This window comes from Frigoribacterium sp. Leaf172 (assembly GCF_001424285.1).
GTDB lineage: Bacteria > Actinomycetota > Actinomycetes > Actinomycetales > Microbacteriaceae > Frigoribacterium.
Genome location: NZ_LMPB01000002.1, coordinates 643,277 through 657,723, shown reverse-complemented (window position 1 = coordinate 657,723; position 14,447 = coordinate 643,277). Strand labels below are relative to the sequence as shown.

General features: G+C 68.2%; 17 protein-coding genes. 16 read left to right on the top strand and 1 reads right to left on the bottom strand.

Annotated features, from left to right (window positions below; genetic code table 11):
• The 14 genes from prfA (at window position 1) to ASF89_RS09275 (ending at window position 12,252) form a co-directional block, all read left to right on the top strand.
• On the top strand, window positions 1-1,083 hold the full coding sequence (gene prfA / locus ASF89_RS09340) for a peptide chain release factor 1 (RefSeq protein WP_055796719.1): 1,083 nt from the start codon (window positions 1-3) through the stop codon (window positions 1,081-1,083).
• Window positions 1,080-1,967 (top strand): peptide chain release factor N(5)-glutamine methyltransferase, encoded by an 888-nt coding sequence (gene prmC / locus ASF89_RS09335; RefSeq protein WP_055814072.1) that lies wholly within the window; start codon window positions 1,080-1,082, stop codon window positions 1,965-1,967. Before prfA ends, prmC begins: the two co-directional genes overlap by 4 nt.
• Before the next feature lie 38 nt (window positions 1,968-2,005).
• Entirely contained in the window at window positions 2,006-2,683 is a 678-nt protein-coding gene (locus ASF89_RS09330; protein WP_055814071.1) for an L-threonylcarbamoyladenylate synthase, read from the top strand.
• Window positions 2,680-3,960: an MraY family glycosyltransferase gene (locus ASF89_RS09325; protein WP_235476411.1), complete on the top strand. Its 1,281-nt coding sequence runs from the start codon at window positions 2,680-2,682 to the stop codon at window positions 3,958-3,960. The genes ASF89_RS09330 and ASF89_RS09325 overlap by 4 nt, the downstream gene beginning before the upstream one ends.
• On the top strand, window positions 3,957-4,385 hold the full coding sequence (locus tag ASF89_RS09320) for a hypothetical protein (protein ID WP_055796728.1): 429 nt from the start codon (window positions 3,957-3,959) through the stop codon (window positions 4,383-4,385). Before ASF89_RS09325 ends, ASF89_RS09320 begins: the two co-directional genes overlap by 4 nt.
• A 206-nt stretch (window positions 4,386-4,591) precedes the next feature.
• Window positions 4,592-5,398, top strand: a complete 807-nt coding sequence (gene atpB, locus ASF89_RS09315) for a F0F1 ATP synthase subunit A (RefSeq protein ID WP_055796730.1) — start codon at window positions 4,592-4,594, stop codon at window positions 5,396-5,398.
• A 53-nt stretch (window positions 5,399-5,451) separates the two neighbouring features.
• On the top strand, window positions 5,452-5,685 hold the full coding sequence (atpE, locus tag ASF89_RS09310; protein WP_043594505.1) for an ATP synthase F0 subunit C: 234 nt from the start codon (window positions 5,452-5,454) through the stop codon (window positions 5,683-5,685).
• 20 nt (window positions 5,686-5,705) lie between these two features.
• Entirely contained in the window at window positions 5,706-6,266 is a 561-nt protein-coding gene (locus tag ASF89_RS09305) for a F0F1 ATP synthase subunit B (protein WP_055796735.1), read from the top strand.
• 2 nt (window positions 6,267-6,268) lie between these two features.
• Window positions 6,269-7,063, top strand: a complete 795-nt coding sequence (locus ASF89_RS09300) for a F0F1 ATP synthase subunit delta (RefSeq protein ID WP_055814068.1) — start codon at window positions 6,269-6,271, stop codon at window positions 7,061-7,063.
• Between the two features lie 61 nt (window positions 7,064-7,124).
• Window positions 7,125-8,762 carry a F0F1 ATP synthase subunit alpha gene (gene atpA, locus ASF89_RS09295; RefSeq protein ID WP_055796741.1) on the top strand — a complete coding sequence of 546 codons (1,638 nt, stop codon included), beginning with the start codon at window positions 7,125-7,127 and terminating at the stop codon, window positions 8,760-8,762.
• Window positions 8,763-8,805: 43 nt separating this feature from the next.
• The gene (locus ASF89_RS09290) at window positions 8,806-9,705 is read left to right on the top strand and encodes a F0F1 ATP synthase subunit gamma (protein WP_055796744.1); all 900 of its coding nucleotides are present in this window, start codon (window positions 8,806-8,808) and stop codon (window positions 9,703-9,705) included.
• Window positions 9,706-9,744: 39 nt separating this feature from the next.
• The gene (gene atpD / locus ASF89_RS09285) at window positions 9,745-11,205 is read left to right on the top strand and encodes a F0F1 ATP synthase subunit beta (RefSeq protein WP_055814063.1); all 1,461 of its coding nucleotides are present in this window, start codon (window positions 9,745-9,747) and stop codon (window positions 11,203-11,205) included.
• A gap of 2 nt (window positions 11,206-11,207) precedes the next feature.
• Complete coding sequence (locus ASF89_RS09280; protein ID WP_055796750.1) at window positions 11,208-11,468, top strand: F0F1 ATP synthase subunit epsilon; 261 nt, start codon at window positions 11,208-11,210, stop codon at window positions 11,466-11,468.
• Between the two features lie 22 nt (window positions 11,469-11,490).
• Entirely contained in the window at window positions 11,491-12,252 is a 762-nt protein-coding gene (locus ASF89_RS09275; protein ID WP_055814060.1) for a YaaA family protein, read from the top strand.
• On the opposite strand, the gene ASF89_RS09270 is transcribed toward ASF89_RS09275, so the two are convergent.
• Window positions 12,245-12,805, bottom strand: a complete 561-nt coding sequence (locus ASF89_RS09270) for a methylated-DNA--[protein]-cysteine S-methyltransferase (RefSeq protein ID WP_200937144.1) — start codon at window positions 12,803-12,805, stop codon at window positions 12,245-12,247. The genes ASF89_RS09275 and ASF89_RS09270 overlap by 8 nt on opposite strands.
• A gap of 169 nt (window positions 12,806-12,974) precedes the next feature.
• Here ASF89_RS09270 and ASF89_RS09265 point away from each other — a divergent pair, with 169 nt between their 5' ends.
• Together ASF89_RS09265 and ASF89_RS09260 are read left to right on the top strand one after the other, a co-directional pair.
• Window positions 12,975-13,499: an FHA domain-containing protein gene (locus ASF89_RS09265; protein WP_055814057.1), complete on the top strand. Its 525-nt coding sequence runs from the start codon at window positions 12,975-12,977 to the stop codon at window positions 13,497-13,499.
• Complete coding sequence (locus ASF89_RS09260) at window positions 13,496-14,296, top strand: PP2C family serine/threonine-protein phosphatase (protein WP_055814054.1); 801 nt, start codon at window positions 13,496-13,498, stop codon at window positions 14,294-14,296. Before ASF89_RS09265 ends, ASF89_RS09260 begins: the two co-directional genes overlap by 4 nt.
• Window positions 14,297-14,447: the final 151 nt, after the last annotated feature.

The following is a 14,447-nucleotide window of genomic DNA, read 5'->3' as shown; positions in this document are numbered from 1 at the left end:
GTGTTCGAGTCGGTGGCGGTGCTGCTGGCCGAGCACGACGCTCTCCAGACCCAGCTCAGTGATCCCGCGGTGCACGCCGATGCGGCGCGCGCCAAGAGGATCAATCGGCGCTACGCCGAGCTCAGCCGGATCGTGGCGGCGCACTCGGCCTGGCAGCAGGCGGGCGACGACCTCGAGGCGGCCCGCGAGCTCGCCAAGGAGGACGAGGCGTTCGCCGACGAGGTGCCCGCTCTCGAGCAGGGTCTCGAGGAGTCCCAGGAGCGCCTCCGGCGACTGCTGATCCCTCGCGACCCCGACGACGGTCGCGACGTCATCATGGAGATCAAGGGAGGCGAAGGAGGCGCGGAGAGCGCCCTGTTCGCCGCCGACCTCCTGCGCATGTACCTCCACTTCGCCGAGTCGCGCGGCTGGAAGACCGAGATGATCCAGAGCGACGACTCCGATCTGGGCGGCTACAAGAACGTCCAGGTCGCGATCAAGTCGAATGCCAGCGACCCGTCGCAGGGCGTCTGGGCGCACCTCAAGTACGAGGGCGGCGTGCACCGCGTCCAGCGGGTTCCGGCCACCGAGTCGCAGGGGCGCATCCACACCTCGACGACGGGCGTCCTCGTCTTCCCCGAGGTCGACGCGCCCGAAGAGGTCGAGATCAACCAGAACGACCTCAAGATCGACGTCTACCGCTCGAGCGGCCCCGGGGGCCAGTCGGTCAACACGACCGACTCCGCCGTCCGCATCACGCACCTCCCCACCGGGATCGTCGTCGCGATGCAGAACGAGAAGAGCCAGCTGCAGAACCGCGAGGCCGGCATGCGGGTCCTGCGGGCCCGCATCCTGGCCCGTCAGCAGGAGGAGCAGGCGGCGATCGCCTCCGACGCGCGCAAGAGCCAGATCCGGGGGATGGACCGCTCCGAGCGGATCCGCACGTACAACTTCCCCGAGAACCGGATCGCCGACCACCGCACGGGCTACAAGGCCTACAACCTGGATGCGGTGATGGACGGCGCGCTCGGCGCGGTCATCGACTCGTGCATCCAGGCCGACGAGGAGGCTCGCCTGGCCGAGATCGGCGACACCGCGTCGTGACCGACCCGGCCCTCGCGGCGTTCGCCTCGGTCAGCACCGTCGACTCCGCTCTGCAGGCGGCAGAGGCGGTGCTGGCCGGTGCGGGGGTGCCCAGCCCCCGGGTCGACGCCGAGCTCCTCGTCTCGCACGTCACGGGTCTCGGCCGCGGGGTGGTCCGGGCCAGGGCGGTCACCCGGGCACCGCTTCCGGACGACGCCGTCGCCGCGCTGTCCGAGGTCGTCTCGCGCCGCGCCTCCCGGGAGCCCTTGCAGCACATCACGGGGACGGCGGCCTTCCGGTCGCTCACGCTCCAGGTGGGCCCCGGGGTCTTCGTGCCCCGTCCCGAGACCGAGGGCGTGGCGCAGATCGCGATCGACGCACTGCGCGCCGTCGCGGCCGAGCACCCCTTTGCCGTCGATCTCGGCACCGGCAGCGGAGCCCTCGCGCTCGCCCTCGCGACCGAGGTCCCGCACGCCGTCGTGACCGCGGTCGAGCTGTCGCCCGAGGCGGCCGTCTGGACCCGGCGCAACATCGCCTCGGTCGGCGCCGAGGTCCGGCTCGTCGAGGGCGATCTCGCGGATGCTCTGCCCGAGCTCGACGGCACCGTCTCCGTCGTGGTGTCGAACCCGCCGTACGTGCCGCTCGGAATGGTGCCGCGCGACCCCGAGGTGCGTCTGCACGATCCGTCCCTCGCGCTCTACGGCGGTGAGGACGGCCTCGACGTCGTCCGCGCCCTCTCGCTCACGGCGAAGCGTCTCCTGCACACCGGGGGAGTGCTCGTCATCGAGCACGGCGAGCTCCAAGGAGGCGCGATCCGGGAGATCCTGCAGGCCGACGGCTGGCGACGGCCCGAGACCACGACCGACCTCACCGGGCGCGACCGGGCGACGACGGCGGTGCGCTGAGCGGGCGTTGCGGTCCGTCGCACTACTATCGACAGGTCATGGCCTCTCTCTACGACTGCTCCGTCGACTCCGAGCTGCTCGCCGGCATGCGTCTCGCGCGCACGGCCGTGGGCCGCGGTGAGCTCGTCGTCCTGCCCACCGACACCGTGTACGGGGTCGGCGCCGACGCGTTCGACGCGTCCGCCGTCCAGCGTCTTCTCGACGCCAAGGGGCGGGGGCGTCAGTCGCCGCCGCCCGTGCTCATCAAGGGTCTCGACACGCTCGCCGCACTCACGGCGTCGGTCCCCGACGTGGTCCGCCCCCTGCTCGACGAGTTCTGGCCGGGGCCGCTGACCGTCATCTTCCGCGCCCAGCCGTCGCTCACCTGGGATCTCGGCGAGACTCGCGGCACGGTCGCGTTGCGCATGCCGAGCCACCCGCTGGCCCTCGAGCTCCTCGAGGAGACGGGACCGCTCGCGGTCTCGAGCGCCAACCTCACCGGTCGTCCGGCGGCGACGACCGCCGACGAGGCCCGGGCCATGCTGGGCGACTCCGTCTCGGTGTACCTGGAGGCCGGCGTGGTCGGTTCCGACTACGAGCGTCGGCCGGGGGCCAACACCGGCTCGACCATCGTCGATGCGACCGCGTCCGACGACGGCGTCCTCCGCATCGTCCGGCACGGCGTGCTCGCCGACACCGAGATCACGCGCGTCGTCGGGGTCGACGCGATCGCGTGAGGTACTACCTGCTCGCGATGGCCATCGCGGCAGCGGTCAGCTTCGTCATGTCGGTCGCGGCGTGGCGGCTCGGACTCAAGTACAAGATCTACCCGACGATCCGCGAGCGGGACGTCCACAAGACCCCGACGCCGAGACTGGGCGGAGTCGCGATGTGGACGGGCGTCGTCGTGGCCCTGCTCTCCGCCTGGTTCCTGTTCCCGCTCATCTCCGACGTCGACTACTTCCGACTCGTCTTCGCCGACGCCGGGCCTCCGCTCGCGATCATCGCGGCCGCGACGATCATCGTGGTCATCGGCGTCGTCGACGATCTCTACGACCTCGACTGGATGACGAAGCTGGCCGGCCAGATCATCGCCGCCGGGGTGCTGGCCTGGCAGGGGGTCCAGCTGGTCTCCCTGCCGCTCGGCGGCAGTCTCGCCATCGGCTCGCCCTACATGTCGCTGATCCTGACCATCCTCGCGGTCGTGCTCGTCATGAACGCGGTCAACTTCATCGACGGTCTCGACGGCCTCGTCGCGGGCGTGGCGATCGTCGCTAACGGCGTGTTCTTCGTCTACAGCTTCGTCATCTCCATCACCATCGGCCAGACCGAGTACTTCAACCTCGCGGCTCTCATCTCCGCCGTGCTGATCGGAGCCTGCCTCGGATTCCTGCCCTTGAACTGGCATCCCGCGCGGCTGTTCATGGGCGACGCCGGGGCGCTGCTGACCGGTCTGCTCATGGCCACGAGCGCGATCTCCGTGACCGGCCAGATCGACCCGGCCCAGATCTCGCGGACGGCGCTGCTGCCGGCGTTCATCCCGATCCTCCTGCCCTTCGCCATCCTCATCGTGCCGTTGCTCGACTTCGGCCTCGCCGTGCTCCGCCGGGTGAGCGCCGGCAAGTCGCCGTTCACGGCCGATCGCAAGCACCTGCATCATCGACTCCTCGACATGGGCCACTCCCACTTCCAGGCCGTCCTGATCTTCTACGCCTGGACGGTCGTCGTCGCGGTGGGCTGCCTGATGTTCCTCTTCGTCAAGCCGACCTACTTCGTCGTGATCTTCCTGGGGGTCGGTCTCGTCTCCTGCACCGCCGTGACCCTGGCGCCGCTCAGCAGGCGCAAGCGCGTCGAGATGGCGGTGCAGGCCACGAGCAGCGACGAGCTCCAGGTGACGGAGTCCGACCGCTTCGACCCGCTCGACGAGGCCGCATCCGCCCTCGACCCCGCCGATACCGACACGGCCGCCCAGGCCGCGGTCCCCGAACTCTCACCACCGAAGGAACACCCATGAAAGACGCCCGATCGATCTTCGTCCAGGTGCTGCGCTACACGGCGATCCTGGCCCTCGTCATCGCCGTCGTCGGAGGAGGCGCGGGGTACCTCGCCGCCGGAGCCGACGGTCTCTGGAGCGCTCTCCTGGGGACGGGGCTCGCCGTGCTGTTCGCGGGCATCACGGCGGCGAGCATGCTCGTCGCCATCCGCTTCGAGCTCGCGGCGTTCTTCGGCATCGTCATGGGCGCCTGGCTGCTCAAGCTCGTGATCTTCATCGCGTTGCTCGTCCTGGTGCGCGATCAGCCCTTCGTCGACGACGTCGTCCTCTTCCTCTCGCTCGTGGTCTCGATCGTGGGCACGCTGGCGATCGACGCCCTGGTGGTCGTCAGGGGTCGCCTGTCGCACGTCAGCGACGCGACGCTGCCCCCCGCTCCGCGGGACTGACAGCCCACCCATCGGATGGTGCCAGCGAACACTGCAGCTGGTGAAATAAGCTCCGCCGATTCGTGTCCGTGAGCTTTCACTTGGTAGAGTATTGACCGTTCCCCGGCCGCGATTCTCTGCGGGTCATCGGATGACAACCCCACTCATCGTCGCGACACTTCAGGGTGCTCGCCCCGACACAGGAGATAGCGCTGATAGCGAACGCTGTGAACCTGCTCTCCGCCGCCGACGCCGGCCACGGAGACGGGGGATTCCACGCCCCGACTCTTGACGAGTTCTTCCCTCCCGCCATCTTCTTCGAAGGCACCCCCTTCGAGCTGAACCGCATCATGCTGGTCCGCCTCTTCGCGATCGCCATCATGCTGCTGCTGTTCTGGCTGGCTCTCCGCAAGGGTCGGCTGATCCCGACCCGTGGTCAGAGCATCGCAGAGCTGGGCCTCGACTTCGTCCGCGTCCAGATCGTCGAGGAGATCCTCGGCGAACGACTCGGCCGGAAATACCTCCCGATCCTCGCGGCCATGTTCTTCGGCATCTTCGCCATGAACATCACCGGGATCATCCCCGGCCTGAACATCGCAGGCACCTCGGTCGTGGCCATGCCCCTGCTGCTGGCCGTCGTCGCGTACGTCATGTTCATCTACGCGGGCATCCGCGAGGCCGGCACGGGCACGTTCTTCCGCAACGCGCTCTTCCCGCCCGGGGTCCCGTGGCCGATGTACATCCTGCTGACGCCGATCGAGTTCATCAACATCTTCATCGTGCGACCGATCTCGCTCGCCCTCCGACTCCTGCTGAACATGATGGTGGGGCACCTCCTGCTGGTGCTCTGCTTCGCGGCGACGCACTTCTTCTTCTTCAGCATGAGCGGCGGGTTCATGGCCTTCGGCGCCCTGACGCTCATCGGCGGATTCGTCATGACCATCGTCGAGATGGCCGTCGCGATCCTCCAGGCCTACGTCTTCACACTCCTCGCCTCGGTCTACATCCAACAGGCCGCGGCGAAAGAACACTAAGAACGACGGCGTCCGTCGACCGACGGACTCCGCCCAACCGGAAGGAAACACAAGTGGACACCACCACGATCCTCGCTGAGATCAACGGCAACATCGCGACCGTGGGCTACGGCCTCGCAGCGATCGGCCCCGGCATCGGTATCGGCATCGTCGCGGGCAAGACCGTCGAGGCCATGGCTCGCCAGCCCGAGCTCGCCGGTCGACTCCAGGTCACCATGTTCCTGGGTATCGCATTCACCGAGCTGCTGGGCTTCATCGGCCTCGCCGCCGGCTTCATCTTCTCCTGATCAGTTAGGACGACACACCGATGATCGAGAAGATCCTCGCGGCCGAAGGCGGTGCTCCCGAAGGGGCCGCCATCTTCTTCCCCGCTGACTACGACATCCTCTGGTCACTCGTCGTCTTCGTGGTCATCGCTGCGTTCTTCGGGATCTTCGCGATCCCGAGGTTCCGCAAGATCCTCGACGAGCGTGCCGAGAAGATCGAGGGCGGCATCAAGCACGCCGAGGCCGCTCAGGCCGAGGCCGCCGTGGCCCTCGACGAGTACAAGAAGCAGCTCGCCGACGCACGTGCCGAGGCGGCGCGCATCCGTGAGGCTGCGCGAGCCGAGGGCAACGAGATCCTCGCCGAGCTCAAGCAGCAGGCTCAGGCGGACGCCGACCGCATCACCGCATCGGCGCACGCTCAGATCGAGGCCGAGCGCCAGGCCGCCGTCGCGTCCCTCCGCGCCGAGGTCGGATCGCTCGCGATCGACCTCGCGTCGGGTGTCATCGGCGAGTCGTTGAACGACGACGCCAAGGCGTCGGCGGTCGTCGACCGTTTCCTGGCCGACCTCGAGGCCGACCAGAACGCTAAGGCGGGCAGCTGACGATGGGTTCCATGTCCCGAGAGGCCCTCGGGTCGGCGCGGTCCGTCCTCGCCGACCTGGGTGGCTCCGCCGACCTGACCACCGGCGAGCAGCTGCTCGACGCTGGTCGGGTCATCGGCGGCTCCGTCCAGCTGCAGGCGTACTTCTCCGACCCGTCGACCGACGTGGCCGTCAAGAAGCAGCTCGTCGACCGGCTCTTCGGGTCGTTCTCCGAGGCCGCACGGGCGCTGCTCGTCTCGGTCGTCGGCAGCCGCTGGTCGTCATCGCGCGACCTGCTCGCCGGCATCGAAGAGCTCGGGTTCCGGGTGATCGCCTTCAGCGCTCCGCAAGACAGCAGCATCGAGAACGAGCTCTTCGCCTTCGACGCCGTGGTCCGATCCGACGCCCGCCTCGAGCTGGCGATCGGGACGAAGCTGAGCGACGCATCGGCCAAGGCCGGTCTCGTCCAGCGTCTCCTCGGCGACAAGGCGAGCCCGCAGACGCTGGCCATCGTGTCGCACCTGGTGCGTCAGCCGCGTGGCCGACGGATCGGCGAACTGCTGCGCACGGCCGCCGAGATCGTGGCGGACCAGTCCGACCAGCTCGTCGCCACCGTGACCAGCGCCACGCGACTGGACACCGCTCACCTCGGACGCCTCGAGGCGGGCCTGGCCCGTCAGTTCGGGCGTAACCTCCGCATCAACCAGGTCATCGACCCGACGATCATCGGCGGTCTGCGCGTGCAGATCGGTGACGAGGTCATCGACGGGACCGTCGCGACGAAGCTCAGTCTCCTGCGACTTCAGCTCGCCGGTTAGACGCGACCTCCCCCACACAGACTCGAGGCCCCCTGAAGCCTCGCTACGAATAGGAATCACAATGGCAGACATCAAGATCAGCCCCGATGAGATTCGCGATGCTCTCAAGGACTTCGTCTCGTCGTACGAGCCGTCGAAGGCCTCGACCACCGAGGTCGGTCACGTCACGGACGCCGCCGACGGCATCGCGCACGTCGAGGGTCTCCCGGGCGTCATGGCCAACGAGCTCATCCGCTTCGCCGACGGCACGCAGGGCCTCGCCCAGAACCTCGACGAGGACGAGATCGGCGCGATCGTGCTGGGTGAGTTCTCCGGCATCGAAGAGGGCATGGAGGTCACCCGCACGGGTGAGGTCCTGTCCGTACCCGTCGGCGACGGCTACCTCGGTCGCGTCGTCGACCCGTTGGGCGCCCCCATCGACGGTCTCGGCGAGATCGCGACCGAGGGTCGTCGTGCCCTCGAGCTCCAGGCTCCGGGCGTCATGCAGCGCAAGTCGGTGCACGAGCCCATGCAGACCGGCATCAAGGCCATCGACGCCATGATCCCCGTCGGTCGTGGGCAGCGTCAGCTGATCATCGGCGACCGCCAGACCGGTAAGACGGCCATCGCGATCGACACGATCATCAACCAGAAGGCCAACTGGGAGTCCGGCGACGAGAACAAGCAGGTCCGCTGCATCTACGTCGCGATCGGCCAGAAGGGCTCCACGATCGCCTCGGTCAAGGGCGCTCTCGAGGACGCCGGAGCCATGGAGTACACGACGATCGTCGCCGCTCCCGCCTCGGACCCCGCCGGCTTCAAGTACCTGGCCCCGTACACCGGTTCCGCCATCGGTCAGCACTGGATGTACAGCGGCAAGCACGTCCTCATCATCTTCGACGACCTGTCGAAGCAGGCCGAGGCCTACCGCGCCGTGTCGCTCCTCCTGCGTCGCCCGCCGGGCCGCGAGGCCTACCCCGGCGACGTGTTCTACCTGCACTCGCGTCTGCTCGAGCGTTGCGCGAAGCTGTCCGACGAGCTGGGCGCCGGTTCGATGACGGGTCTCCCGATCATCGAGACGAAGGCGAACGACGTCTCGGCGTACATCCCCACGAACGTCATCTCGATCACCGACGGCCAGATCTTCCTGCAGTCCGACCTGTTCAACGCGAACCAGCGTCCCGCGGTCGACGTCGGCATCTCGGTCTCGCGCGTCGGTGGCGACGCGCAGGTGAAGTCGATCAAGAAGGTGTCGGGAACCCTCAAGCTCGAGCTCGCTCAGTACCGTTCGCTCGAGGCCTTCGCGATGTTCGCATCCGACCTCGATGCGGCAAGCCGTCGTCAGCTCGCCCGTGGTGCCCGTCTGACCGAGCTGCTCAAGCAGCCTCAGTACTCGCCGTACCCCGTCGAAGAGCAGGTCGTCTCGATCTGGGCCGGAACGAACGGCAAGCTCGACGAGGTCCCCGTGCCCGACATCCTGCGCTTCGAGCGCGAGCTGCTCGACTACATGGGCCGCAACACCGAGGTTCTCACCAAGCTGCGTGAGACCAACGTGCTGAGCGACGACATCGTCTCGGCTCTCGACTCGGGCATCGACTCCTTCAAGCAGGAGTTCCAGACGGGCGAGGGCAAGCCCCTGGCGTCCGTCGGGCGCGAGGAGTTCACGGCGACCGACGCCGACGACGTCAACCAGGAGAAGATCGTCAAGACCAAGCGCTGACGCGCTGTCCGACGATCACGACTGACGAGACAACAGGAGAACAATGGGAGCCCAACTCAGGGTCTACCGACAGAGGATCCGCTCCGCGCAGACGACCAAGAAGGTCACCCGCGCGATGGAGCTCATCTCTGCCTCGCGCATCCAGAAGGCGCAGGCTCGGATGAAGTCCTCGGGTCCGTACTCGCGGGCCATCACCCGCGCGGTGTCGGCCGTGGCGACTTTCTCGGACGTCGATCACATCCTCACCACCGAGCCCGACACCATCGAGCGGGCCGCGATCGTGATCTTCACGTCCGATCGCGGCCTCAACGGCGCCTTCAGCTCGAATGCGCTGAAAGAGAGCGAGCAGCTCGCCGAGCTACTCCGCAGCCAGGGCAAGGACGTCGTCTTCTACATCGTCGGCCGGAAGGCGCAGAACTACTTCGCCTTCCGCAAGCGCGACGCCGAGAAGATCTGGACGGGCAACACCGATCAGCCCGAGTTCGCCACGGCGAAGGAGATCGGCGACTCCGTCGTCGAGAAGTTCCTCACCGATGCGGCCGAGGGTGGCGTGGATGAGATCCACATCGTCTACAACCGCTTCGTCAACATGGTGAGTCAGGTTCCCGAGGTCGTCCGTCTCCTGCCGCTCGAGGTCGTCGAGGGCATCGAGGAGCCGGCCGACGACGAGGTCCTCCCGCTGTACGACTTCGAACCGGATCCGACCGAGGTGCTCGACGCACTCCTGCCGGTGTACATCGAGAGCCGCATCTTCAACGCCATGCTCCAGTCGGCGGCGTCGGAGCATGCAGCGCGTCAGAAGGCCATGAAGGCGGCCAGCGACAACGCCGACACCCTGATCCGCGACTTCACCCGTCTGGCGAACAACGCGCGTCAGGCCGAGATCACGCAGCAGATCTCCGAGATCGTGGGCGGCGCCGACGCCCTCAGCTCGTCCAAGTAGATCTGCACACCAGTTTCATCATCCGAAGAGAGAGAAGCCATGACTGACACCGCAACCGCGCCGGTCGCGACCGAGTCGGCTCCCGGCGTCGGGCGAATCGCCCGGGTCACGGGCCCCGTCGTCGACATCGAGTTCCCGCACGACGCCATCCCGGGCGTCTACAACGCGCTCAAGACCACCATCACGATCGGTGAGACGACCAGCGAGCTCACGCTCGAGGTCGCCCAGCACCTCGGCGACGACCTGGTCCGAGCGATCGCTCTGAAGCCCACCGACGGTCTCGTCCGTGGCCAGGAGGTCACCGACACGGGCGGCCCCATCTCCGTGCCCGTCGGCGACGTCACCAAGGGCAAGGTCTTCAGCGTCACGGGCGACATCCTGAACCTCGAGGGTGACGAGCAGATCGAGATCACGGAGCGCTGGCCCATCCACCGCAAGCCCCCGGCCTTCGACCAGCTCGAGTCGAAGACGCAGCTCTTCGAGACCGGCATCAAGTCGATCGACCTGCTCACCCCGTACGTGCAGGGCGGCAAGATCGGTCTGTTCGGTGGCGCCGGTGTCGGCAAGACCGTCCTCATCCAGGAGATGATCCAGCGCGTCGCGCAGGATCACGGTGGAGTCTCCGTGTTCGCCGGAGTCGGCGAGCGGACCCGCGAGGGCAACGACCTCATCGCCGAGATGGACGAGGCGGGTGTCTTCGACAAGACCGCCCTCGTCTTCGGCCAGATGGACGAGCCGCCGGGAACGCGCCTCCGCGTGGCCCTGTCGGCGCTGACGATGGCGGAGTACTTCCGCGACGTGCAGAAGCAGGACGTCCTGCTCTTCATCGACAACATCTTCCGCTTCACGCAGGCCGGTTCCGAGGTGTCGACCCTCCTCGGTCGCATGCCGTCCGCCGTGGGGTACCAGCCGAACCTGGCCGACGAGATGGGTGTCCTCCAGGAGCGCATCACGTCGACCCGCGGTCACTCGATCACGTCCCTGCAGGCCATCTACGTGCCTGCCGACGACTACACCGACCCCGCGCCGGCCACGACGTTCGCGCACCTCGACGCCACGACCGAGCTGTCGCGTGAGATCGCGTCGCAGGGTCTGTACCCGGCCATCGACCCGCTGACCTCGACGAGCCGCATCCTCGACCCCCGCTACCTGGGCGACGCGCACTACAACACGGCCATCCGCGTCAAGGCGATCCTTCAGAAGAATAAGGAGCTCCAGGAGATCATCGCGATCCTCGGTGTCGACGAGCTCTCCGAAGAAGACAAGATCACCGTCTCGCGCGCTCGTCGCATCCAGCAGTTCCTCTCGCAGAACACGTACATGGCGAAGAAGTTCACCGGTGTCGAGGGCTCGACGGTCCCCTTGAAGGAGACCATCGAGTCGTTCACGGCCATCGCAGACGGCGAGTTCGACCACGTCGCGACGCAGGCCTTCTTCAACGTCGGATCCATCTCCGACGTCGAAGAGAAGTGGGCTCAGATCCAGAAGGAGAACGGCTGATCGTGGCTGCTCTCTCAGTGAGCGTCGTCTCGGCCGACCACGAGGTGTGGTCGGGCGAGGCGTCGTCGATCGTCGCTCGCACCGCCGAGGGTGAGATCGGGATCCTCCCGGGTCACGAGCCTCTCCTCGCGATCCTGGCCACCGGTCAGGTCCGGGTCAGGCTGTCGGACGGCACCACCGTCGAGGCGACCGCGGATGACGGCTTCCTGTCCGTCGAGAACGACACGGTCACCGTGGTGGCGCGCAACGCGCAGCTCGTCTGACCCGTCGTCCACCTGCTCCACCATGTTGTTCCTGCTGCCCCCGTCCGAGACCAAACTCGACGGGGGCAGCAGTGGTTCCCGGCTCGACTTCGCCGGGCTGGCGTTCCCCGGGCTCCAACCGATCCGTCGTGACGTCGTCGGGCGCCTCACGCGCCTTGCCGCCGACGAGTCCGCGGCCCTCGCGGCCTTGAAGCTCAGCCCGCGTCAGCACGACGAGGTCGTTCGCGATCGACGGCTGCTCGACTCGCCGACCATGCCGGCCTTGAGCCGTTACACGGGCGTTCTCTTCGATCCGATCGGCGCTGAGGGGCTCTCCGAGGCCTCGTGGGCCTGGGCTGAGCGGCACATCGTGATCCACTCGGCGCTGTTCGGTCCTGTGCGTGCACACGACCTCATCCCCGCCTATCGCCTCTCGCACGACTCGCGGCTGCCCGGGCCGTCCCTCAGAGCGACGTGGCGCGGCGCCGTGTCATCGGCGCTGGCGGAGACGGGTGAGTTCATCGTCGACCTCCGGTCGGAGGGCTACGTCGGCCTCGGACCCGTGGGGGAGCGGTCAACGTACGTCCGGGTGGTCGCCGATGTCGGCGGTCGGCGCAGGGCCCTGAACCACTTCAACAAGAAGTCCAAGGGACTGCTCGTGGCCGCACTCCTCGACGAGCGTCCCGTCCTCCACGACCGGGGCGACCTGTTCGCGTGGTGCGCCTCCCGAGGCATCGTGGTCGAGGGCGGTGCCGAGACCGTGCTGGTGTCCGACTCGCTTCTCGACGGGGCGCCCGTCACGTGACCGGTACCGGGCCCTCGCGATAGACGATGCCCTCGTGCCGGAGGAGCCACTGCTTCGTCTCCACGCCCCGACCGACCGTGTATCCCGTCACTCCACCTGTTCGTCCCAGGACGCGGTGACACGGCACGAGCAGGGGGAGCGGGTTCGCAGCGACGGCCCCGCCTACCGCACGACCGGCCTGGGGGCTGCCGATGGCCCCGCCGAGTCTGCCGTAGGTCGTCGTCTCGCCCCAGCCGACCTCGGACAGGGCCGACCAGACGGAGCGCTGGAAGATCGTTCCCGTCATGCGCAGGGGGAGGTCGAAGCGACGTCGGTGACCGCTGAAGTAGTCGGTGAGCTGCCGACGGGCGGCGTGCAGCAGAGGGTCCGGACGCTCGTCGAGGTCGTCGTGCGGCAGCAGGTCTCGCTCGGCGACGACGACGCGCTCGACGGCGAAGTGCCGGGTGATGATCTCGATCCGCCCGATGGGGCTGTCGAGTCGGACGAAGCCGAGGTCGTCGACGTCGGACCCGTCCTCCGGCGGGAGCGGAGGCACGAGGACGAGGTCAGGCATGGCGACACGGTACGAGGCGGATCCGGTGCGGGGGCGGGGGCCGTCGGGGGGTGTGGACGGTGCGGCGCAGGGGACATCGGTGGAGGAGACGACGCGAGACGTGGACGACGCTAGCGTTGCGGACGGGGCGCCCCGCGCCTCCTCGGCCACTCGACGGAAGGATGGACGCGTGGGTCACGATGACGTGGGGGACGAGGACGACCGGCATCACGTCGATGACGTCGATGCGACCGTGGTCGGTCGACCGGAGGACACGGTGCTGCGCGCCGAGGCGGCGGCGACCGGACGGACGACGGCCGGTCGGCATCGGCAGGTGCTGCCACGCCGGTGGTCCCGGGTCCGGGTGGGGGCCGACGTGCATCGCCTCGACCGTCCGGTGGTCGTCGGGCGACGCCCCACGGCGCCGCGGGTCGTGCTCGGCGTGCCGCCGTCGCTGGTCGCCGTCCCGTCGCCGACCCAGGAGGTCTCGAGCAGCCACGTCGAGCTGCGGCAGGACGGCGACGTGGTCGTCGTCACCGACCTGCGCTCGACCAACGGGACGATCGTGAGGTCTCCGGGCCGCGTTCCCGTGAAACTGCGGCAAGGCGAGTCGACCGTGGCCCTCGCAGGCACGATAGTTGACCTAGGCGATGGCAACATCCTCGAGATCCTCGCCCCCACCCGTTCGACCGTTCAGGAAGAAAACCACACGTGACAGAGCTCGGCCGTTCGACGACCGCCCACACCGTGACCCTCGGCGACGACTCGATCGTCCTCGACTGGGCCGGTGTCACCGACGTGGGCCGCAGGCGCGCTCACAACGAGGACAGCTTCCTCGCCGAGTCCCCGTTCTTCGTCGTGGCCGACGGCATGGGCGGCCACAGCGCAGGCGACGTGGCCAGCGACGCCGTCGTCCGGCGGATGCTCGAGGGGGCGACGGAGACGACGGTGACGACCGAGGGCCTCGAGGAGGCACTCCGCCGCGCGACCGCCGACATCGCCGTCGCCGCCGAGGGGACCGAGTCGGGCGTCGGGACGACCGCCACGGGCGCCGTCCTGTCCCACGGGGACGAGGGCTTCGAGTTCACGGTCTTTAACGTGGGCGACTCCCGCGTGTACCTCGTGCACGAGGGCGTGCTGCACCAGGTCACCATCGACCACTCCGTCGTCCAGGAGATGGTGGACGCCGGTCTGCTCCGCGCGGAGGACGCCGAAGGGCACCCCGACAGCAACGTCATCACCCGCGCCGTCGGGTTCGACACCGAGCAGAGCCCCGACTACTGGCGGGTCCCCGCTCTGACGGGACTGCGCCTCCTGGCCTGCTCCGACGGTCTCACGAAGGAGCTCTCGACGGCTCGCATCGAGGAGATCCTCGCGCAGACGGACGATTCGCTGCGAGCGGCCACCGCGCTCGTCGACGCCGCGGTGGAGGCCGGCGGCCGCGACAACGTCACGGCCGTCGTGGTCGACGTCCGATCCGCGACGGGCCCGCACGTCACCTCGGAGGACTGACAGCAGGACGGCGTCCTCCCTCCCCTTAAATGGGGGAGCCGGCTCTGTCCCCCGGACGTGTCGACCGGGGCACAACGCCCGACCGGTCCACTTACAATCGATCGCGCCGACATGACGTCGGACCGACCCGACGAGTGACATCCGGCTGACC

Excerpts from the sequence above, each read along its gene's own strand:
- ASF89_RS09330 (WP_055814071.1), top strand. The coding sequence starts at position 2,006 with ATGGCCTCTCTCTACGACTGCTCCGTCGACTCCGAGCTGCTCGCCGGC.
- ASF89_RS09320 (WP_055796728.1), top strand. The coding sequence starts at position 3,957 with ATGAAAGACGCCCGATCGATCTTCGTCCAGGTGCTGCGCTACACGGCG.
- ASF89_RS09305 (WP_055796735.1), top strand. The coding sequence starts at position 5,706 with ATGATCGAGAAGATCCTCGCGGCCGAAGGCGGTGCTCCCGAAGGGGCC.
- ASF89_RS09300 (WP_055814068.1), top strand. The coding sequence starts at position 6,269 with ATGGGTTCCATGTCCCGAGAGGCCCTCGGGTCGGCGCGGTCCGTCCTC.
- atpA (WP_055796741.1), top strand. The coding sequence starts at position 7,125 with ATGGCAGACATCAAGATCAGCCCCGATGAGATTCGCGATGCTCTCAAG.
- ASF89_RS09290 (WP_055796744.1), top strand. The coding sequence starts at position 8,806 with ATGGGAGCCCAACTCAGGGTCTACCGACAGAGGATCCGCTCCGCGCAG.
- atpD (WP_055814063.1), top strand. The coding sequence starts at position 9,745 with ATGACTGACACCGCAACCGCGCCGGTCGCGACCGAGTCGGCTCCCGGC.
- ASF89_RS09275 (WP_055814060.1), top strand. The coding sequence starts at position 11,491 with ATGTTGTTCCTGCTGCCCCCGTCCGAGACCAAACTCGACGGGGGCAGC.
- ASF89_RS09270 (WP_200937144.1), bottom strand. The coding sequence starts at position 12,805 with ATGCCTGACCTCGTCCTCGTGCCTCCGCTCCCGCCGGAGGACGGGTCC.